The organism is Solwaraspora sp. WMMA2101, from assembly GCF_049179175.1.
In the GTDB taxonomy this organism is placed as follows: Bacteria; Actinomycetota; Actinomycetes; order Mycobacteriales; family Micromonosporaceae; genus Micromonospora_E.
Genome location: NZ_JBMHMA010000006.1, coordinates 4827227 through 4848561, shown reverse-complemented (window position 1 = coordinate 4848561; position 21335 = coordinate 4827227). Strand labels below are relative to the sequence as shown.

The 21335-nt window shown below is 70.4% G+C and carries 15 protein-coding genes; 9 read left to right on the top strand and 6 right to left on the bottom strand.

Features of this window, described 5'->3' with window-relative positions; all coding sequences use genetic code 11:
* Nucleotides 1-126: 126 nt before the first annotated feature.
* Nucleotides 127-1689: an FG-GAP-like repeat-containing protein gene (locus ACN28F_RS23085; RefSeq protein WP_421359671.1), complete on the top strand. Its 1563-nt coding sequence runs from the start codon at nt 127-129 to the stop codon at nt 1687-1689.
* A 34-nt stretch (nt 1690-1723) separates the two neighbouring features.
* On the opposite strand, the gene ACN28F_RS23080 is transcribed toward ACN28F_RS23085, so the two are convergent.
* The 5 genes from ACN28F_RS23080 to ACN28F_RS23060 form a co-directional block, all read right to left on the bottom strand.
* Complete coding sequence (locus tag ACN28F_RS23080; RefSeq protein WP_421361484.1) at nt 1724-2572, bottom strand: LLM class flavin-dependent oxidoreductase; 849 nt, start codon at nt 2570-2572, stop codon at nt 1724-1726.
* A gap of 122 nt (nt 2573-2694) precedes the next feature.
* Nucleotides 2695-4767, bottom strand: a complete 2073-nt coding sequence (locus ACN28F_RS23075) for a glycogen debranching N-terminal domain-containing protein (protein WP_421359669.1) — start codon at nt 4765-4767, stop codon at nt 2695-2697.
* The gene (locus ACN28F_RS23070; protein ID WP_421359668.1) at nt 4764-5192 is read right to left on the bottom strand and encodes an SCP2 sterol-binding domain-containing protein; all 429 of its coding nucleotides are present in this window, start codon (nt 5190-5192) and stop codon (nt 4764-4766) included. Before ACN28F_RS23070 ends, ACN28F_RS23075 begins: the two co-directional genes overlap by 4 nt.
* 108 nt (nt 5193-5300) lie before the next feature.
* Nucleotides 5301-5963, bottom strand: coding sequence for a GNAT family N-acetyltransferase (locus tag ACN28F_RS23065; protein ID WP_421359667.1), 663 nt, complete (start codon nt 5961-5963; stop codon nt 5301-5303).
* 119 nt (nt 5964-6082) lie between these two features.
* Complete coding sequence (locus ACN28F_RS23060) at nt 6083-11068, bottom strand: NAD-glutamate dehydrogenase (RefSeq protein ID WP_421359666.1); 4986 nt, start codon at nt 11066-11068, stop codon at nt 6083-6085.
* A gap of 251 nt (nt 11069-11319) precedes the next feature.
* Between ACN28F_RS23060 and ACN28F_RS23055 the strand changes: the two genes are divergently transcribed.
* Nucleotides 11320-13287: a penicillin-binding transpeptidase domain-containing protein gene (locus tag ACN28F_RS23055; protein ID WP_421359665.1), complete on the top strand. Its 1968-nt coding sequence runs from the start codon at nt 11320-11322 to the stop codon at nt 13285-13287.
* Nucleotides 13288-13476: 189 nt separating this feature from the next.
* On the top strand, nt 13477-14853 hold the full coding sequence (locus ACN28F_RS23050) for a helix-turn-helix domain-containing protein (RefSeq protein WP_289209978.1): 1377 nt from the start codon (nt 13477-13479) through the stop codon (nt 14851-14853).
* Here ACN28F_RS23050 and ACN28F_RS23045 read toward each other — a convergent pair.
* Entirely contained in the window at nt 14850-15413 is a 564-nt protein-coding gene (locus ACN28F_RS23045; RefSeq protein ID WP_289209977.1) for an NUDIX hydrolase, read from the bottom strand. The genes ACN28F_RS23050 and ACN28F_RS23045 overlap by 4 nt on opposite strands.
* A 572-nt stretch (nt 15414-15985) precedes the next feature.
* On the opposite strand from ACN28F_RS23045, the gene ACN28F_RS23040 reads away from it, so the two are divergent.
* The 6 genes from ACN28F_RS23040 to ACN28F_RS23015 all read left to right on the top strand — a co-directional run bounded on the left by ACN28F_RS23040 (nt 15986) and on the right by ACN28F_RS23015 (nt 21329).
* Nucleotides 15986-16342 (top strand): hypothetical protein, encoded by a 357-nt coding sequence (locus ACN28F_RS23040; protein WP_421359663.1) that lies wholly within the window; start codon nt 15986-15988, stop codon nt 16340-16342.
* A 178-nt stretch (nt 16343-16520) separates the two neighbouring features.
* Entirely contained in the window at nt 16521-17843 is a 1323-nt protein-coding gene (locus ACN28F_RS23035) for an IS701 family transposase (protein WP_421356934.1), read from the top strand.
* An 81-nt stretch (nt 17844-17924) separates the two neighbouring features.
* Nucleotides 17925-18407: a hypothetical protein gene (locus tag ACN28F_RS23030; protein ID WP_421359662.1), complete on the top strand. Its 483-nt coding sequence runs from the start codon at nt 17925-17927 to the stop codon at nt 18405-18407.
* A gap of 138 nt (nt 18408-18545) precedes the next feature.
* Nucleotides 18546-19412 (top strand): hypothetical protein, encoded by an 867-nt coding sequence (locus tag ACN28F_RS23025; RefSeq protein WP_289209975.1) that lies wholly within the window; start codon nt 18546-18548, stop codon nt 19410-19412.
* The gene (locus ACN28F_RS23020) at nt 19409-20308 is read left to right on the top strand and encodes a hypothetical protein (RefSeq protein WP_421359661.1); all 900 of its coding nucleotides are present in this window, start codon (nt 19409-19411) and stop codon (nt 20306-20308) included. Before ACN28F_RS23025 ends, ACN28F_RS23020 begins: the two co-directional genes overlap by 4 nt.
* A complete protein-coding gene (locus tag ACN28F_RS23015; RefSeq protein WP_421359659.1) occupies nt 20298-21329 on the top strand; it encodes an FAD-dependent oxidoreductase in 1032 nt (343 codons plus the stop codon). Before ACN28F_RS23020 ends, ACN28F_RS23015 begins: the two co-directional genes overlap by 11 nt.
* Nucleotides 21330-21335: the final 6 nt, after the last annotated feature.

Genomic DNA, 21335 nt, shown 5'->3' with positions numbered 1-21335 from the left:
TCGTGCCACAACACCGACGGTGATCGTCCGGACGCGTCCGGAAACTCCACTCTGGTCGACAACAGCCCACGGGCCCACCCTCCCCGGGTGACACCCCCGTCGGCCCGTCGATTCCGGAGTACCGCCATGCGACAGCACCACCGACCGACCCGACGCCCGTCCCGACACCGGCTGGCCACCCCGCTGGCCGCCGTCCTGCTCGCCGGACTCACCCCACTGCTCACCCCCGGCCCGGCCCAGGCCATCGTCGGCGGCCAACCGGTCGCCGCCGGCGACTTGCGCTTCGTCGCCGAAGTGCGCAACACCGCCGTCGGCGGACTCTGCACCGGCAGCCTCGTCCACCCCGGCTGGGTGCTCACCGCCGCCCACTGCGCGGCGCCGACCTCCGTCGGCGACGTGACCGTCCGGGTCGGCAACACCACCGCCGGCACCGGCGGCGAGCTCCGCCGAGTCCACCGGATCGTGGCCCACCCGCAGTACATCGGCGGTCACAACGACCTGGCACTGCTGGAACTCAGCTCGCCGATCACCAGCATCACGCCGGTGCGGCTGACCACTCCGGCCGAGGTGCACCTGTCCGACGGTGTACAAGGCGGCCCGTTCACCCCGTACGACCAGGGCATCGCCGTCGGCTGGGGACGCGACGGCGCCGGGAACCTGCCGTCGCGGTTGCCGTTCGTCGGCGTCTTCATCACCCCGTCACAGCCGGACAGCCTGGGCATCAAACGGCTGATGGTCGACCGGGGGCCCTGCCAGGGCGACAGCGGCGGCCCGCTGCTGGTCTCCGCCGGCGGCACCTACGTGCAGGCCGGTGTGTTGAAGGCGGCCAGCTGCACCGGGGCCGCCTCCTACAGCGAGGTCGGTGCCGGCGGCAACCGGACCTGGCTGCTCAGCCAGCTCACCGCCGTGCCGTACACGCCGTTCGGGACGGTCGACTGGGACGGTGACGGCCACGCCGACATCATCGCCCGGTACGACGCCACCGGAGACCTGTGGCTCTACCCCGGACAGAGCGTCCGGGGCCTGTCCACCGCGCCCCGGGTCCGCATCGGCAACGGCTGGCGCGGCTACACCGCATTCGGCACCGCCGACTGGGACCGCGACGGCCACGCCGACATCCTCACCCGCAACGACACCACCGGCGACCTCTGGCTCTACCCCGGACAGAGCAAGCGCGGCTACTCCACCGCCACCCCGGTGCGGCTGAGCACCGGCTGGGCCGGATTCACCCCGTACGGGGCAGCGGACTGGGACCGTGACGGCAACCCCGACATCGTGGCCCGCCAGGACGGCACCGGACAGCTGTGGCTCTACCCCGGCACGGGCACCCGTGGACCGGCCGGCACCCCCCGGGTGCTGATCGGTTCCGGCGCCAACGCCCACAGCCCGTTCGGGCTCGTCGACTGGGACCGCGACCGCCACGTGGACCTGATCAGCCGGGACAACGACACCGCCGATCTGTGGCTGTACCCCGGACAGAGCGTCCGCAGCGGGTCCACCGTCCCACGGGTCCGGATCGGCAACGGCTGGCGCGGCTACACCGCCTTCGGCACCGTCGACTGGGACCGCGACGGCCACGCCGACATCGTCACCCGCAACGACGCCACCGGCGACCTCTGGCTCTACCCCGGACAGAGCAACCGTGGCTACTCCACCGCGACGCCGGTGCGCATCAGCTGGGGCTGGTGACCAACTGAGCGACGATTGAGCGCCCCGGGCCGGGTCAACCGGTCCGGGGTCGTCCGCGCAGGGACGGCAGCACGTCGGTGGCGACCTCGACGAGGACCCGCTCGTCGCCGGCGTACCAGCTGCTGCGGCGCGGCCAGTGGGTGATCACGTCGGTGAAGCCGAGCCCGGCGGCCCGCTCGACGGCGTCGGCGAAGAACCCGGCGCTGCTGAGCGAGAAGACCGGCGCGGAGTCCAGCGACAGGTAACGGCGCAGATCCGCCGGATCCCGGTCGACCTGGTCGAGGGTCGCCGTACACCGCTCGGCCAGGCGGGCCACCGACGCCCACCACGATTCCAGGTCGTCGAAGTCGGTGCCGGTGGTCACCCAGCCGGCGCCGAACCGGGCCGCCAGGGCCAGCGACCGGGGGCCGTTGGCGGCCAGCACGAACGGCACCCGGGGCCGCTGCCGGCAGCCAGGGGTGCTGCGGGCGTCCACCGCCTGGTAGTACCGGCCCTGCCAGGTGACCCGGTCGGTCCGCAGCAGCAGATCGAGCAGTTCGACGAACTCGGCGTACCGGTCGACGCGGGCGCGCGGCGTCAACGGCGGCGTACCGAGCACCGCGGCGTCGAAGCCGAGCCCGCCGGCGCCCACCCCGAGCAGCACCCGGCCGGCGGAGATGTCGTCCAGGGCGGTGATCTCGCGGGCGAAGTGCACCGGGTGCCGGAAGTTCGGCGACGAGACCAGAGTGCCCAGCGCAATCCGATCCGTGACGGTCGCGGCGGCGGTCAGCGTCGGCACCGCGTCGAACCAGGGCCCGTCGACCAGGTCCCGCCAGCCCAGATGGTCGTACGTCCAGGCGTGGTCGAAACCCCACTGCTCGACCTGCCGCCACCGGTGCGCCATCACCGACCACGGCTCGTCCGGCAGAATGACGATCCCTACTCGCACAGCCACGACATCGACCCTAAGCCCGACCCGGTCCACGGGCCGGGCCGGGGCTGAGGTCGGGCCGGGCCGCAGGGTGGTCAGGCGCTCTGCCGGCGCGAGGTGCGGTTCAGGTCGATGCGGCCCCGGCCGAACGCGTCGATGTGCCCCCACCTGCCGGGAATGTCGAGCAGTTCGATGCGGCCCAGGCTGATCGGCAACGCCGGGTCGACGACCAGGTGCTCGCCCTGCGGCTCCAACCCGAGCAGGGTCCGCAGCAGCAGCAGCGTCGCGCCGGTCGACCAGGCCTGCGGACTACAGGAGGTCGGATACTCCACCGGGTACTTCGTCAACGCCCGGTCGTAGCCGCCGAACGCCTCCGGCAGCCGGCCGTTGAAGTACTGCGCGGCGTTGATGATCCCGTCGGCGATCCGGGCCGACTCCTCCAGGAACCCGTACCGGCGCAGCCCCCAGGCGATGAACGAGTTGTCGAACGGCCAGACCGTGCCGACGTGGTAGCCGATCGGGTTGAACCGGCCCTCCCCCTCAGCCAGGGTCCGCACCCCCCAGCCGGAGAACATCCGAGGGCTGACCAGGTGCTTGGCGAGCTTCTTCGCCTTGCCGACGTCGACGATCCCGCTCCACAGCAGGTGGCCGATGTTCGACGACAACGCGTCGACCTGACCGCCCTCCGGGTCCAGCGCGAGCGCGAAGTACTCGCCGTCGGCGACCCAGAAGTCCCGGTTGAACCGGCGCTTGAGGTCGGCGGCCTCCCGCTCCAACTGGTCGGCGTACGCCGGATCCTTCCAGACCTGCCGGGCCAGCCGGGCACCGCGCACCTTGGCGTCGTAGGCGTACCCCTGCAGCTCACAGGTGGCCCGGGGAAACCCGGGCAGCCGCCCGTCGCGGTAGCAGATGGAGTCCCAGGAGTCCTTCCAGCACTGGTTCTCCAGACCGGTGTCGGTGTTGCGCCGCTCGTACCAGACGTAGCCGTTGCCGAGCAGGTCGCCGTAGGTGTCGATCCAGTGCAACGCCCGCCGGGCCTCGGACTCCAGCGCCCGCACCAGTTTGACGTCGCCGGTCCACCGCTCGTACTCGTCGAGCAGCACCACGAACAGCGGCGTCGAGTCGGCCGCACCGAAGTACGGAGTGTGCGGCTGCTCCTCGAACGCCGACGACTCGCCGTACCGGATCTCGTGCAGGATCTTGCCCGGCTCCTCGTCCCGGAAGTCGTCGAGTTTGCTGCCCTGCAGCGCGGCGAGCAGTTTCAAGGTGGCCGAGGCCAGCTCCGGAGCGAACGGCAGGGTCTGCAGGCTGGTGAAGATGCTGTCCCGGCCGAACATGGTGGCGAACCAGGGCACACCGGCCGCCGGCACCGACTGCCCGCCGAGCGACAGCGGGGTGTAGCGCAGCGCGGCCAGGTCGACCAGGCTGCGCTTGTACGTCGAGGCCAGCGGTTCGCAGTCGCAGGCCAGCCGGGGTGCCCGGGCGATCCACTCGTCCAGGTCGCGGCGCATCTCCGGCTTCGGCCGGTCGAAGTGCTGACCGAGCAGCCCTTCCCGCAGGTCCCGCCCGTCCGGCCCGATCGCGGTCGTCTTCACCTTGATGTGGGTCACCCACTGGCCGTGCGGCTCGACGACGATCTGGAACGCCAGGCCGTGCTCGTCGATGCGGGCCGGCTCGCTGCTGGAGATGATCGTCTCCCGGTGGAAGCTCTCCCGCTGGTAGCCCAGCCGCAGGCAGTCCCGGTCGACGTGGGCGTAGTGCTTGCCGACCTTGTTGCGGACGTCCTTGATCTCGAACAGGTCGGCGAAGTCGGCACCCGCCTCCAGCCGTACGGTGAGCTCCATCGGCTCCTGGGCGTGGTTGAGGATGGTGATCTCCTCGTCGAAGCTGCCGCCGACCCACCGTTGCCGGATCACCGACAGTTCGGCGTCGACGTAGTGCGTGGGTTCGCCGGGCACCAGGAAGAACCGCGCCTCGAAGTACTGCAGGTCGTCGACCGACAGCGAGGAGAGCCGTTCGCCGTTGATGGTGAGCTGCCACTTCGACAGGAACCGGGTGTCGAAGGAGAACAGCCCGGTCGGTGCCGCCGGCGAGGCGTCGATGTCGCCCTGGCTGTCACTGACCACGAACGTGTTGCCGTCCAGGATGCTGACCATTCCCTCGGTCATGGCTCCGTCCTCTCCCGCCGGGCGTACGCGCGCGGATCATGGGCACCGGGTGGGCCGGGCATCATCCGTTCGATCAGGATCAGCAGCCGGAGATCGCCGAGGACCAGGATCTGCCCGCGCAGCATCGCCGCCATCGGGTTGATCTCGCCGCGCGCCATCGCCTCGAAGATCACCCCGTCGGTACGCAGCACGCATTCGGCGTCGCGCTGCTCCCGGGTCAGCCGGGCCTCCCCCTTGTCCAGGGTGACGAACCAGTAGTCCACCTGCTCGTCGCGCGCCAGGTCGAACCGGACGGTGCCGGTGATCTGGCGCAGCAGTCCCGCGTTCTCCTTGTGACTGAACCGGTCGAAGAACTCGGCTGTGGCCGGCATCGCACCCGCCGACCCCGACCGGTTCGTCTGCGCCTGCTGCGTTGACTGCGGCATGGTCCGCTCCCTCCACCCACGGGCAGAGTCGCCGACCAGCGGGTGGCCCGGCATCGCCCGTACCGGATGAACCGGTCGCGGATGAAAGGGGGGCCGGCGGCGGGGGCGTCAGTCGGCGGAGATGCCGTACGCCGACCAGCCCCGGTCGCGGAATCCCGCCGCCGAGGCGACCTTCGCTGACGCGGCGTTGGTCGCGTCGTGCAGGTAGGTGGGAACCGCCCCGTCGTCGAGCACCCGCCGCGCCGCCTGGGCGACCAGTCGGCGGGCCAGGCCCCGACCGCGCGCGGCCGGGGCGGTACCGACGGCGATCTCCTGACCGTGGGCGTCGTGACGCTTGATCCCGACGCCGGCCAGGAAGGTCCCGTCGGCGTCCCGGGCCACCAGGACCGCCTGGGGGAACAGCCGCAGCCACGGCGGCAGCGAGTCGTCGGTGGGGTCGATCCAGTCGCCGGCGTCGGGCAGCGGCGCCGGCGCCAGGCAGTACCGGAACACCGCCCGGTGGGCCTGCCAGCCCGCGTAGCCGACGGCCGCCGGCAGCTTCGCCAACAGGTCGTTGACCGGCAGGTCGGCCAGCGCCCGGACCGTCTCGACCTTGTCCGGCGGTACGGACAGCACCGCCCCACCGGGCGCGCCGACGCCGACCACCGGGCGGGGTCGCCCGTCCCAGGCCGGTTCGACCCGGCGTTGCGAACCGACCACCTGCAACGCCCGGCCGGCCGGCCACTGCCCCAGCCAGCTGACCAGGTGGTGGTAGAGGCGCTTGTCCAGCATCCTGCCTCCTGACCCGCGCGCAGCGGGGTGCCAGCGGTGCGCCGACGGCGCGCACCGGCACCGACCGCAATGCTTCTCCCTGCCCTGCGGAAAGTATGCAGTCTCTGCGGCTGTCGTGGTCAGCTCGCCGAAGATGTCCGGACCAACGTGCGGATCTGACGCAGCAGAACGGACAACGCGGCGAGATCAGCCGGTGAGTGGGCGAAATCCTCCATGGCCCGTCGGACCCGGGCCACCGCGCTGGCGTTGTCCTGCTCCCACTGCGCGGCCCGGTCCTCCACCGGCAACTGCGCCGACGTGGCGGTGAGCACTTCGACGGTGAGCGCGGCCAGCGCGGCGTACAGGTCGTAGCGCAGCGCGGTGCGGGCCAGTGTCTGCCACCGGTCCTCGCGCGGCAGCAGCGAGATCTTGCTCAGCAGCCAGTCCACCCGGAACCGTTCGGAGAGCATGAAGTACACCGAGGCCACCTCGGTGACGTCGGCTCCGGTGTCGGCGGCGGTCTCCACCACGTCGAGCAGGCCGAAGCTGTACATGATCCGGGTGGCCCGGTCGGCGAGGTCCGCCGGCAGCCCCCGGTCGACCATCGTGGCGACGTGTGCCCGCAGCGACTCCCGCTCGTCGCCGCGGAAGAAGCTGCCCAGCTGCGGCAGCAGCCGGGACACCCCGTCGCGCAGCCGGGCCGTCTCCTCCGGCACGTCCAGCGGCGACTTGCGGTTGGTGACCAGCCACCGCACCGCGCGGTCGAGCAGTCGGCGGCTCTCCAGGTAGACCGACACCTGCGACTCGGTGCTGACCACGGTGTCCAGCGCGTCGATGCCGGCCCACAGCTCGTCGAGGCCGAACACGTCACGGATCACGACGTAGGCGCGCAGCACGTCGGCGGCCGACGCCCCGGTCTCCTCCATCGTCCGGTAGACGAAGGACATGCCGCCCCGGTTGACGGCCTCGTTGACCAGGCTGGTCACCACGATCTCGCGGCGCAGCCGGTGGTCGGCCATCCGGGCGGCGTACCGCTCGCGCAGCGGGGTCGGGAAGTAGTCGACGAGCACCCGGTCGGTCCACGCCTCGTCGGGCAGCCCGTCGGCGAGCACCTGCCCCTCGACGGCGATCTTCGTGTAGGCGAGCAGCACCGCGAACTCGGGCAGGGTCAGCCCGTCCGCGTCGGCGCGGATCCGTTCGGCCAGGTCGTCGTCGCTGGGCAGCGCCTCCAACTCCCGGTCCAGCTGGCCGGACTGCTCCAGGTCGGTGATCATCCGCCGGTGCACCGGCAGCAGCGACCGGGCCTGGGCGCAGGCGTTGGCCAGCGCCCGCGCCTGGTCGTAGTTGTCCCGCAGCACCAGCGCGGCGACCTCGTCGGTCATCTCGACCAACAGTTCGTCGCGCTGCGCCACGGTCAGTTCGCCGTCGGCGACCGCGCCGCCGAGCAGGATCTTGATGTTGACCTCGTGGTCGGAGCAGTCCACCCCGGCCGAGTTGTCGATGAAGTCGGTGTAGCTACGCCCGCCGGCGCGGGCGTACTCGATCCGGCCCCGCTGGGTGAGCCCCAGGTTGCCGCCCTCGCCGACCACCCTGGCCCGCAGCGACCGGCCGTCCACCCGGATGGCGTCGTTGGCCTTGTCGCCGACCTCGGCGTGGGATTCGGTCGACGCCTTGACGTAGGTGCCGATGCCGCCGTTGAACAGCAGGTCGACCGGGGCGCGCAGGATCGCCCGGATCAGCTCCGGCGGGGAGAGCACGTCGACGGCGTCGTCGAGGCCGAGCGCCGCGCGGACCTGCCGGCTTACCGGCACCGACTTCGCGGTACGCGGATACACGCCCCCGCCGTCGGAGATCAGTGCCGGGTCGTAGTCGGCCCACGACGAGCGCGGCAGCTCGAACAGCCGCCGCCGCTCGGCGAAGGAGGTGGCCGCGTCCGGGTCCGGGTCGAGAAAGACGTGCCGGTGGTCGAAGGCGGCGACCAGCCGGATGTGCTCGGACAGCAGCATCCCGTTGCCGAACACGTCGCCGGACATGTCGCCGATGCCGACGGCAGTGAAATCCTGTCGCTGGATGTCCACCCCGAGGTCCCGGAAGTGCCGTTTCACCGACTCCCAGGCACCCCGGGCGGTGATGCCCATCTTCTTGTGGTCGTAGCCGGCCGAGCCGCCGGAGGCGAACGCGTCGCCCATCCAGAAGCCCCGGGCCTGGGAGATCGCGTTCGCCACGTCGGAGAAGGTGGCGGTGCCCTTGTCGGCGGCGACCACCAGGTACGGGTCGTCGCCGTCGTGGCGGACCACCGCCGGCGGCGGCTCGATGCGCCCACCGACGATGTTGTCGGTGACGTCCAGCAACGCGGAGATGAACTGCTGGTAGCAGGCCACCCCTTCGGCCTGCACCGCCTCCCGGTCCGGTGGGTGCGCCGTCGCCCGGCCCCGCGCCGTACCGCCGGGCTGCTTCACCACGAAGCCGCCCTTGGCGCCGACCGGAACGATCACCGCGTTCTTCACCATCTGCGCCTTGACCAGGCCGAGCACCTCGGTACGGAAGTCCTCCCGCCGGTCCGACCAGCGCAACCCACCCCGGGCGACCTCACCGAAGCGCAGGTGCACGCCCTCGAAGCGGGGCGAGTAGACGAAGATCTCGTACGCCGGCCGGGGCGCCGGCAGCTCCGGCACCGCCTGCGGGTCCAGCTTGATCGCCACGTACGGCACCGGCCGGCCGTCGGCGCCGCGCTGGTAGAAGTTGGTCCGCAGGGTGGCCAGGATCAACGTCAGGTAGCTGCGCAGAATCCGGTCCTGGTCGAGGCTGTCCACCTCGTCGAACTGCCGGCCGATGGCCGCGACCAGTTCCTGCCCGCGCAGCCGACGGCGGTCGTCGTCGACTTCCGGCGTCGGCGCGAACCGGCACTCGAACAGGTCGATCAGCAGCCGGGTGACCACCGGGTAGGCGACGAACGTGGCCTCCATGTACTCCTGGGAGAAGACGGTGCCGGCCTGGCGCAGATACTTCGCGTACGCCCGCAGCACCACCACCTGTCGCCAGGTCAGCCCGGCGCGCAGCACCAGTTCGTTGAACCCGTCGACCTCCGCCTCGCCGCGCCACGCCGCCGAGAACGCGTTCTCCACGTGTGGGCGTACCTCGGCCAGCGCCCAGGCACCGACCGGCAGGCGCAGCCCGAAGTCGTACAGGTAGATCAGCTGGTCGGCGCGGTCGATCTCGTACGGCCGCTCGTCGACGACCTGGACGCCGAGGGAGTGCAGCACCGGCAGCACGTCGGAGAGGACCATCGGTTCGCCGTACCGGTAGACCTTGAACCGCACGTCGCGTTCGTCGCCGCCACCGCCCGGCGGGCGGAACAGGTGCATCTCCAGCTGGCCCGGCTCGTCGAGCAGCTCCAACTTGGCCAGGTCCTGCACCGCCTCGTACGCGGAGTGCTCCTCCTTGTAGCCCTCCGGGTAGGCCTCGGCGTAACGCCGGTGCAGCGACTTGGCCGACTCGTCGCCGAGTTTGCGCTCCAGCACCAGCCGGAAGTCGTCCTCCCACAGCCGGGTGGCGTCGGCGAGCAACTCGGCCAGCCGGTCCGGGTCGAGCGCGGCCGGCGGCGCGGCCGGGTCGGTACGCACGATGAAGTGCACCCGGGCCAGCATCGACTCGGTGACCCGGGTGGTGTAGTCGACGCCGACGCCGTTGAGCTCGCGCAGCAGGATCTGCTGCATCCGCAGCCGGTTCTGCGTGGTGAACCGGTCCCGGGGCAGGTAGATCAGGCAGGACAGGAACCGCCCGTACCCGTCGGGGCGTAGGAACAGCCGCAGCTGGCGGCGGCCGGCCATCCGCAGTACGCCGAGCACGGCCTGGTAGAGGTCGTCGGTGCGGATCTGGAACAGCTCGTCGCGCGGGTAGGTCTCCAGGATCTGCAGCATGTCCTTGCCGGAGTGGCTGCGTGGGCTCAGCCCGGAGCGTTCCAGCACCTCGGCGACCTTGCGCCGGACCACCGGCAGCTCCTGCACGCTGGTGCGGTACGCGGCGGTGGAGAACAGGCCCAGGAACCGCCGCTCGCCGACCACCTGGCCGGCGGCGTCGAAGGTCTTGAACCCGATGTAGTCGAGGTAGGCGGCCCGGTGCACGGTGGCCCGCGAGTTCGCCTTGGTGATCACCAGCAGCCGCTGTTCCATCGCCTTCGCCGCCGCCTGCGGGGTCATCGACGCCAGCGGTCGGGGCCGGGTCTGATCCTGACGCAGGATGCCGAGCCCGCTGCCGAGCACCGCGACCAGTGCCTTGTCCCCGTCGCCGCTGTCGACCAGGCGGTACTCGCGGTAGCCGAGGAAGGTGAAATGGTCGTCGGCCAGCCAGCGCAGCAGCTCGACCGAGTCGGTCACGTCCTTGTCCGGTACGGGCAGCGCCTGCTGGTCACGCCCGGTCGCCTCGACGAGCTCGTCGGCCAGGGCCAGGGCCCGTCGGCGCATCTTCGGCCAGTCCTCCACCGCCTCGCGGACGTCGGTGAGGACCCGCTTGAGGTCACGGCGCAGCCGGTCCCGGTCGACGGCGTCGCGCACCGGGTCCAGCTCGATGCGGATCCAGCTCTCCACCAGGTCGCCGTCGATCGCGTCGTCGGGCTCGACGTCGGCGGCCACCTCGGTCAGCTGACCCAGCGGCTCCCGGCGGACCACCACCAGCGGGTGGACCAGCAGCTGCACATCCAGGTGCCGCTCGGTGAGCAGCGCGGTCACCGAGTCGACCAGGAACGGCATGTCGTCGGTGACGATCTCGATCACGGTGTGCGGCTGGCCGTCACCGGGTGGGGTCAGTCGCAGCTTCAACTCGCCGGGCAGGCGGCTGCCGGCGAGCTCGCGGTGCGACCGGGCGGCGGCGATCATTTCCTGCGGGGTGTAGCCGACCAGTTCCTCGTCGGCGGCGAACCGCCAGAAGCGGTCCACCAGGGAGGCGGTGTCGTGGTCGGTGTCGGCCAGCGACACGGCCTGCGCGATCAGCCGTTCCGCGCTCGGCATCGGGTCGTCGAGGCCGGTGTCGTCGCTGTCGTCGGCGACCGCGGCGAGGGTCGTCTCCGGCGGCGGGAACGTCCGTGGGGTGATCGTGCGCTTCGTCTTCGTCGCCGGACGCCGGTTCATTGGTGCAGACTCCCCTCGCCCCACCACGCTGTGGGGTCAACCTTCGCCAAGCCTATTCCCCAGGGATCGGTCATCTGACGGCAGATGGGCCCGACACCGTCGACCTGGTGACACCATTTCGGTACTTTGTGTGATAGGTCCTCGTCGCGGCGGGGCGTGGGTCACTGCCGCCCGGCCAGGGGCAGCGGACGCATGCGCCCGGGTACTACGGTGCGTGGAGTCCGCCATGCGTCCGGAAGGGGACCGCCCGCATGCGTCATCAGGCAGCGCACCAGCCCCGTCGTGCGTACCGCTGGGGTCGCCGGCCGGTCGCGGTCGCGGCGGCGGTGCTCACCCTGACCACCGGTCTGGCCGCCTGCTCGTCCGACGACGGACCGGAAGCCACGGTCGACGCCTTCATCGAGGGCTGGCAGCGCGGCGATCTGTCGGCGATCGGTTTCATCACCCCGGCCGGTCAGCGGGTGCCGGCCACCCAGGTCACCGAGGAGCTGACCGCGCTGGTCGGCGACCTGGACGACAGTCCGCCGCAGCTGCGCCGCGACGGCGACGCCCCGGTCACCGAGGACATCGCCACCGGCACGGTGACGGTCGAGTGGACGCTGCCGGGTGAGGTGCGGTGGAGCTACCCCACGTCGGTACGGCTACGCCGGGGCGCCGACGACGCCTGGCAGATCATCTGGAGCCCGGAGATCGTCCACCCGCAACTGGACAGCGGCGACCAACTGGCGGTGAACCGCATCGCGCCGGTCCGTGGATCGATCCTCGACGGGGCCGGGCAGCCGATCGTCACGCCCCGCGGCGTCGTCGTGGTCGGCGTCCAGCCGGACAAGGTCGACGACCCGGCTGCCCTGGTCACCGCCCTCGACACCGCCTTCCGGGCGATCCGCCCGGTGCTCGACCCGCCGATCGACGTCACCGGGCTGCCCGACCGGCTCGCCGCCGCCAAGCCCGACGCCTTCGTCGAGGTGGTCACCCTGCGTGAGGAGGCATATCAGCAGATCCGGGACCGGATCTACGAGCTGCCCGGCACCAAGTTCCGCCGCGAGGAACGCGACCTGGCACCGACCCGGGAGTTCGCCCGCGCGCTGCTCGGCACGGTCGACCCGGTGCAGCGGCAGGACATGGAGGCACACCCCGGCCGGTACGAGATCGGCGACCTCGTCGGGCACGGCGGGCTGCAGGGCACCTACGAGGAGCGGCTACGCGGCGTACCGGGCTACTCGGTGCAGATCGTCGGCACCGCCCCGGACGGCACCCAGTCCAGCGGCGACGTGCTGTTCCGCGCGGACGCCCAGCCGGGCGAGGCGCTGCGGACCACGCTCGATGTGCGCACTCAGACCGCCGCCGACGCCGCGCTGGCCGGGGTCTCCCGGCGCAGCGCCCTGGTCGCGATACGGATCAGCGACGGCGCGTTGCTCGCCGTCGCTGACGGCCCCGGCGGCGGTACGGAGAACCTGGCGTTCACCGCCCAGGTCCCGCCCGGATCGACGTTCAAGATGGTCAGCACCCTCGGCCTGCTCGAAGCCGGCGCGGTCGGCCCGAACGACCCGGTCGACTGTCCGAAGACGGCCACCGTCGACGGCCGGACGTTCACCAACGCCAACGGCTTCGAGCTGGGGCGGGTGCCGATGCGGACGGTCTTCGCCGAATCCTGCAACACCACCTTCGCCAACCTGGCACCGAAGTTGGGGGCCGACGGGCTCGCCGAGACCGGCCGGCTGCTCGGGCTCGAAGGTCAGTGGCGGCTGGGCGTGCCGGCGTTCACCGGTACGGTCTCCACCGGCGGCCCACCGGCCGAGCGGGCCGCCGCCGCGTTCGGGCAGGGCACCACGGTGGTCAGTCCATTGGCGATGGCCGGTGCGACGGCGGCGGTCGCACGGGGGCAGTGGCGTCAGCCGAAACTGATCTCGGAGCCGGCCCCGCCGACCCCGGAGCCGGACGGCCCGCAACTGGACACCGGTGCCGTCGAGGCGCTGCGCTCGATGATGCGCGACGCGGTCACCGTCGGCACCGCCGAGGCGCTGCGGGACGTGCCGGGCGATCCGGTGCACGGCAAGACCGGCACCGCCGAGTACGACGACGACCCGGCCAACACCCACGCCTGGTTCGTCGGCTGGCAGGGTGACGTGGCCTTCGCCGTCTTCGTGGAGCAGGGCGGGTCCGGCTCCGGCCAGGCGGTGCCGATCGCCGAGACCTTCCTGCGTGGCCTCGCCGGCTGACCCGCTCGGTGTCGTACTCCACCGTCGTTGCCTCGGACGGCACTGGCCAAAGTCCAGATTGCTCCTAATTGGTAGTCCACTTCGGTTAGATGCTCCACGACTACGATTCAACGAGTACTGTCAAGGTACGTCTTAGCTCCGGCAAAACCAATCGGCCAATCGTGACCTCATTTCCGAGGAGAGCGTGCCATGCCGCGACAGCTCGTTGTCGTCGATCCGGCCTTCGGGCCGCGCTTGAGGTCGCTACGCGAGGAGCGGGGCCTGTCGCTTCGCCGGCTCGGGCAGCTGGTCCACTGCTCCCACGGATACCTCTGGGATCTCGAGGCCGGCGGCAAGCGGCCCAGCGCGTCCGTGGTGGCGCTGCTCGATACGGCGCTCGGTGCCAACGGCGAGTTGTCCGCCCTGGTGAGCGAGGTGTCGGCTGACAGCGGCGAACTGGTCACGGGTCCCGCTGAGCCGGGCCCCGACGCGGCGGTGGGATTAGACTTCCCGCAGGACTGGCGACACAGCGCGGAGGTCGCGGCAGAGCTGTGGCGGGGAGATATGCAACGGCGAGATCTCCTGATGGGTGCGGGATTCAACGCGGCGGCGTTCCTGACGCCGGCGCTCCGCTGGCTGACCGCTCGACTCGAAGAGGAGCCTGTCGGCCACGGTGACAGGCTCGTTGGTGAACCTCACGTCGAGACGATCCGGCATATCTCCGGCGTCTACCGGTCGCTCGACAACCGTTATGGTGGCGGCCACGTCCGTGAGGGGTTGGTCCGGTTCCTTGATACCGAGGTGGCTCCGCTCCTGCGTGGTCGGTACGACGCCCGCACCGGTATCGCGCTGTACTCGGCGGCGGCCGAGGCCACCCAGCTCGCGGGCTGGGCGTCGTACGATGCTGGGCTGAACGGCTTGGCGCAGCGGTACATGGTCCAGGCGCTACGGCTCGCCACAGCCGCAGGCGATCGCCCGCTGGGCGCGGAGATCCTCGCGGCGATGAGTCACCAGGCGGCCTACTTGGGGGCGTCGGCAGAGGCGGTCGACTTGGCGCGTGCCGCAGGTCGCACGGCGGCCGAGTCCGGGATGGCTGCGATCCAGGCGGAATCCGCAGTGCTGGAGGCGCAGGGCCACGCCGTGGGCGGCGACGAGGCGGCCTGTACGGCAGCGCTCGACCGCGCTGAACGCGCCTTCGACCGCGCGGAGAACACGAGCAACCCACAGTGGATCGGCTACTTCGACGAAGCGTATCTCTCGGCCAAGTTCGGACACTGCTTCGCCGCGCTCGGCCGAGGCAAGCTCGCGGCCCGGTTCGCGGTGCGGTCGTTGGAGATGGACGGCAGCGCCTATGCCCGCGGCAAGCAGTTCAACCTGGCGTTGTTGGCGCTTGCCCACGTGCAGTCCGGTGAGCCGGAGCAAGCCGGCGCGGTGGGGGTGCAGGCAGCACAAGCCGCCGAGAGTCTGAGCTCCGAACGGGCGCGCGCATACCTCGCCACTCTCGCGGACCGCCTCACGCCGTACGCCGGGCTGCCGACGGTGCAGGAGTTCTCCGCGCGCGTACGGCCGCTACTCCAAGCCGCCTAAATTCGCCCTGTCGCTTTGGCCAGCAGCACGGCGAGCAGACCGGCGACAGACCCCGCACCGACGATCTCCCCGGCCTGGATCCGTTGCTCTACCTCGGCCAGCGGGATCCAACCGATTCGCGCAGTCTCGTTGACGTCAGGCACGGTGCCCGTGGGGTCTGCCCCTCGGGAAAGGTAGATGATGTTCTGCTGATCGATGGTGCCGACCATGGGCTGGAAGCCCAGCAGCGGCTCCATGGTCCTGGGCCGCCAGCCGGTCTCCTCCTCGACCTCCCGCGCCGCACAGACGACGGGGTCCTCGTCGTGGTCAAGGTAGCCGCCCGGCAACTCCCAGACCCACCGGTCGATGATGAACCGGTGCCGCCACATCATCAGCACGCGGTCGGCATCGTCCAGCACGATCACCATCGCGGCGGACGGCACCCTGAGTACGTACTGCTCGAACCGGACGCCGTCGGGTAGTTCGACATCGGCGACGCTCAGCACGGCACGCCTCGTGTCGTCGATGACCCGCTCGTCATGGATCGTCCACTCACTTGCCCGCCGAGCACCGGTACTCATATGCCGCACCCTATCGCCGCTTCGCTGGCCCCCGCGCGTCGTGGCTGCCCGGTGTCGGCTGACACCGGCTGACGGAGAACCACTTCAGCTGATCTATCGGCGTGACCAACCTGTTCATCGAGGGATGCGAACGGCGAGCCGTTGAGTCCCGGTGACGGCGACGGCAGGCGACGTCGATGGAAGCGACACGCACGACGTGCCCGCCACACCACCCATTGAACAAATGACCTTGGAGGAACCGTGGCGACGTATCTCGGCGGCGGGCAGCTGGAGGAGGCGCAGGCCGTCCTGACGCAGCACGTGGTGTCGTGCGCCGATGGGAGGTGCCTGGCTTGCGGAACGCTCGGACCGTGCGCGGCGCACGAACGGGCGGCGCGGGTGTTCAGCCTGTCTGCACACCTGCCTCGGCGTACGCCTGGAGCGTCTCGTCCTGAGCTGTCCGGTGCCCGCACGGCTGGCTCGACGCGCTCGTGGTGGACCAAATGAACGCCCCGTCCCTGGCCGCACCGTCTGACAGATGGTCGCCCGATCAGCTGTACGCGTTTCTTCGGGACGAATCACCATCGGCGAACATGCAATGGCGGCGGTGGTGCGTCGACCTGCTCCGCGCCGACCGCCTCGGCCCGGCGGAACTGTCCGAGTGGTGGACGGTGATCACACAGTTCGACCCGGTGCTCGCCAACTACGCCAGCCAGCCGGTCGACGTACCCGGGGGCACTGTCGTCGTCGCCGGCAGCGGAAAGGAGCAGTACAAGACCTTCAACGTCAGCACTGCGGCCGGGATCCTCGCCGCCGCCGCCGGGACCCGCGTCGTCAAGGGAATCTCGCGATCGGTATCCGCGGTCTCCGGAGCCGCCGACGTCCTGGATCTCCTCGGCATACGACCGGTCAGCCAGCCAACGGGCATTCCTGAAGTGCTGGAGCGTTAGGGCATTGCTTTCGTCGGCTACCCAGTCTTTTGCCCTCGCTACTAGGGCAGCCGTACTTCGTGACCTGACCGGTGCGGTGGGGTATGGACGGACAGGGTGTGCGGCGACGGAGACGGCCACCGCATGATCGTCCGGTGTTGTGTGGACAACGAAGGATCACGAGGTGGCCGCAGCGGCCATGGTAGAGGCCGGTCGTGTCGAGGAGAACCTCGCCACGCTGATGGGAGACCTCGGCGCGTGTTTCGCCCGGGTCGAACCACTACGGCAGGCCGGCAAGTACGTCCGTGGCCTGATCGCCGACCTGCCACGCAAGAACTGCTGGACCCTCGCCGAACACGCCGGGGACACCACCCCCGACCGGATGCAACGACTCCTCGAACGCGCGGTCTGGGACACCGACAAGGCGATGGGCGTGGTCCGTGACTTCGCCGTGGCACGCCTGGCCGACCCGGACGGCGACAACACGCTGATCTTCGACGAGAGCGGCGTGGAGAAGACCGGCACCGGCACGTGCGGCGTGACCCGCCAGTACGTGGGCTGCGCGGGAAAGGTCACCAACGCCGTCAACCTGGTCAACGCCACCTACGCCACCCGCGCCGGCCACGCCCTGGTCGGCTCCCGCCTGTGGATCCCCGCCGCCCACCTCGACGACGACGCCCGCCGCGCCGCCACCGGCGTCCCCGCCGACACCGAGTTCGCGACCAAACCCCGACTCGCCACCGACCTGCTCACCGAGACACTCGACGCCGGCGTACCCGTGCGGTGGTGCACCGCCGACGCCGTCTACGGCCGGGACCGGCGACTACGCGACACCTGCGAGACCCGGGGAATCGGCTACAGCCTCGGCGTGCCGTGCTCGTTCCGGATCACCCTGCCCGGCTGGAAGACGAAGATCCGCGCCGACACCGCTGCCACCACCCTGACCACCGACACCGCCTGGCAGACCATGTCCTGCGGGGCGGGTTCCAAAGGCGACCGCTGGTACGCGTGGGCGTGGATCGCCACCGCCAGCCCCCGCCACTACCTGCTCGTACGCCGGAGCCTGGCTGACCCCGACGACCTGGCCTACTTCTACTGCTGGATACCGGAGCGCCTTCCGGCGACCCTGACCGCGTTGGTGAGGGTGACCGGCCGGCGGTGGACGATCGAGGAGGACCACGGCTTCGGCAAGGACCACTTCGGGTTCGACCAGTTCCAGAACCGCCTCCACACCCCGATCATGCGGCACATAGTGCTGGTCATGGCCGCGCTCGCCGTCTGCGCGGTCACCGCCGCCGACGCCGCGGCCGGGACCACGCCACCACCCCGACCCACCCACCCCAGCGAACCACCACCGGCCGACCTCGGACTCGCCCGGCTGACCGTGGTCGAGATCAAACGGCTGTACAACCTCGCGACCAGAGCCTGGCACAGCCTCGAACACCATCTCCGCTGGTCCTGGTGGCGCCGCCGCCATCAAGCCCGCGCCCGCTGGTACCACTACCGATCCAGACTCACATGATCAAGTCACGAAGTACGGCTGCCCTACTACGCAGACCGGTACGACGACGTCTTCGACACCCTGAATCCGGCAAGTTTCTTCATGCCAGTCGCCGCTCTCTGCGTCCGCGCGAGCAGCTACCTGCTCGGCCTGGCGCACCGCGACGTCACGCTCGCGGCCGCAGCGCTACAGAGAATCAGGCCAGAACTCGCCCTCGGCGTCGTCACCTGCACGGAGCTCTCCCCCGGCGAGACCGTCGACGAGTACGCCGGCGTTGGTCAGGCGCGGCTGGCCCGTCTCACCGACGGGCTAATCACCTGCGGCATCCATCAGGGCACCGAGCCGACGTCCTCATGGCGTCAGGCCGTCGCGCACCAACCCACACATGCCGGGAACGCCGCGCTCGTCACCGCTGCGCTCGCCCCCGGAGACGACACGGCCGCAACCATGCTGGTCGAGCTGAACGCCGCGCTCGTCGTGGGAGCAAGCGGAGTCGACATCGACGAAGCGAGCGCCCGGGTTCGTCACGCTCGCCGCTCCGGTAACGCCATGCGGCTGCTGACCATGCTCACCGACCTCAGGTAGAGGAAGCCAGACATGCCACCAGCGTCAATAGATCTGCGATCGGCCGAGGTCTTGGCCGAAGAGCTCGGGCAAACCGCAGCCCGATTCGCCCACGCTGACAACGCGCTCACGGTCCTGGACCCATACAAGCGCCAGTCGATGTCTGTCGTGACCGGCTTCGGTCCGACGAACGCACCGACCGCAGGCACCCTGTCGGTCATGCTCGGCATCGTCGAGTTGCAACGCCGACTCGGCGCGCCGATGACCGTCGTCATCTCGGACCTCGGCGCGTGGAACTCCCGCAACGTGCCCTGGCAGACGCTGGTCCAGGTCAGGGACCAGATGTCCGCGTTCCTCGTCGCGATCGGCCTGGACCGGGACGCGGCCGAACTGCGGTCTCACCTTGACCACGCCAACCTAATCCGTGCCGGGAGGGTGGCCCGTTACCTGTCTCGGGCCGACTTCCAGGAGCACCGGGAAAGCCTGTTGGAGCTGTACGCCGACCACGGGCTGCTCGGCAGTGAGACTGGAGTGGTCGTCGACTCGCTGTACACGGTCGCCGACATTCTCGGCCCTTTCGAGGGCGGCGCAGGTGACGTCCTCATGGTCTCCGGCGTGGAAGAGTCCTACTTCACCGACCTGGCCCGGCTGGTGCTGCACCGGCAGGCCGGTGCCGGCGATTTGAGTCTCGGTTGGCAGGGCGGGATCGGCGCCCTGTATTTCCGGGTCCTTGAAGGACTGGCCGGCTACCCGAAGATGTCCAAGAGCATCCCGGCGTCGAGCATCCATCTGAACATGACTCCGGCCGAGATCACCGACCGGGTGATGCGCGACGACGAGGCCAGCCAGGCACCGCTGCTGTCGGCCATCGAGCTGAGCAGCGGCTGGGACGCCACGGACATCACCCGCGCCCGTGAGGCGTTCGCCGATCGGCTGCTCCGGCCAGGCCCCTGGCGCCAGGCACGCCGAGAGTACTGCCGCTCCTTCACCCAGTTCGCCGAGACCTGGCAGTGGTGCACTCGATGAGCCCACTCCTTGTCCTGCTCGGCGCGTCCGGACGCCTTGGTCGTGCCATTGCGCCGCTGGCCGTCGCAGCCGGTTTCACCGTCGTCGCCGTCGCGCGAAGCCGCCCAGCGGACCAGGCATCCGCCGACGCGCATTGGATTCTCGCGGATCTGACGGTTGCCGAGCACCGCGCCCGCGTTGCCGTCACGACGGCCATCCTTGCCGCCTCTCGCGGTCGGGTCTGCGTCGTAGACAGCGTTCTCGACCGCAGCGGGGTGCAGTCGATGCGACGCAGCGTGCACGGCGCGACCGAAACCGTGTTACACCTGCGCGATCAACTTCTCGCCAGCGGCCGGGAGATCACGCTGATCGCCGCGAGCACGACGGCGGTGCTGGCACCTGGTCTGTACCAGACGCCGTACGGGCTCGCGAAACGCCGACAGGTCGTCAGATACGCCCGATCCGGCATCCCCGGCATGGCGTTGCTGCTACCACAACTGACGCCACAGCCGGTCGACGAACCGACGCCTCGACCGGTCTGGCCCTTCGACCAGGCAGCCCAAAAGATCGTCGCAGCAGCGGCGACGACACCGGTCCGACCTGACCTCGCCATGCTGGTGCCGGTCGTCCCAGACCCAGCGATCAATGCCGAAGCCAGCTTCATCTCCGTCGCTGGCTCGACGATCCTGGCTCATCTGCGCAGCCTCCTGCTGGACCGCGACTCGATGCAGGCCCACCGGGCTGCGGCCCGCGGCCGGCTGCGCCTCTGGCCCCGACGCATCCGACTCCGCGTCGACCACCATCTCGCACCGCGTGAGCTGGTACGCCGATTCGCCGACCGCCATCGCATCGCCGTCATCGATGAACGGTCCGAGGCAACTGCATCAAAGGGGAACGAGGCGGCGCGTGTCAGATGACACCCTTGACGCTCTCATCGTCGGATCAGGACTCTGCGGTCTGGCCATCGCCGTGACGGCGGCACGTCGTGGTCTGCGGGTGCGGTGCGTCGGCGACGGGCAGGCTGGGGCGTCGCTCGCAAACTTCGGACAGTTGCATTCGGGTGCCGTCTACGCCCCGGTGCTGCCCTCGCTCAGCGAGGCCTGCTGGCGGGAGCGGAGCCGCTGGTACGACCTGACCCGGCCCGTACGGATCGGAGCCGCCACCGGACTGGCACTGTTCCACTCGGCCGACGCCGTCGACCGGTACCTGAAGGCCTGGAACCGGATCGGCATCACCGCCTCGGAAGCGGCTCCCGTGGCCAGCGGCTCTCTTCCCCCACCGGCCGCCGCCTTCCGCATCCCGGATTACAGCGTGAATCTACCCGCACTGCACACCAGCCTCGTCGCGTTGGCTCACACTGCAGGCGTACCGCCGGTACTGCGACGGGAGGTCACCCTACGTCGAGATCCGGCCAGTTGCCTCGTCTCCATCGCACAGAACGCACCGCGTGCCGCCCCACGGGCACGCATGCTGGTCCTGGCAGCCGGCGCCGGTACACCGCGACTGTTGGCCCGAGCCGGGATCCGGCACACGCTCCGCACCCGGCGCATCGCCTGGGGACGGCAGGCCGGCACCCGCGTACGGAGCTTGACCTACTGGCTGGACGGCGACCTCCTCGCCCTCAGTCCAGATCTCGGGGGCACCCGTGTTGGCCTGCCCGCAGTCGACGGCCAGTATGGACCGGCCGAGGAAGAACATGCCCGGCTACAGACCGCCCTCCACCTGCGCGGAGTTCAACGGCCCGGCCGTGACCTCAGCCTGCTGTGGGGCACCGTGTGCGAGCCGGCCAGCCCGCAGGCCGACCCATCGAGCCTGGTCGTCGATTTCAGGAAACCACCAACCGGCTGGACCCCAGCGGCCAACCTGCTGGTCGCGCTGCCCGGCAAATGGACGACCGCCTGGCACTGCGCCGATCAGGTAGTCGACGCACTCGTTTGACGGCAA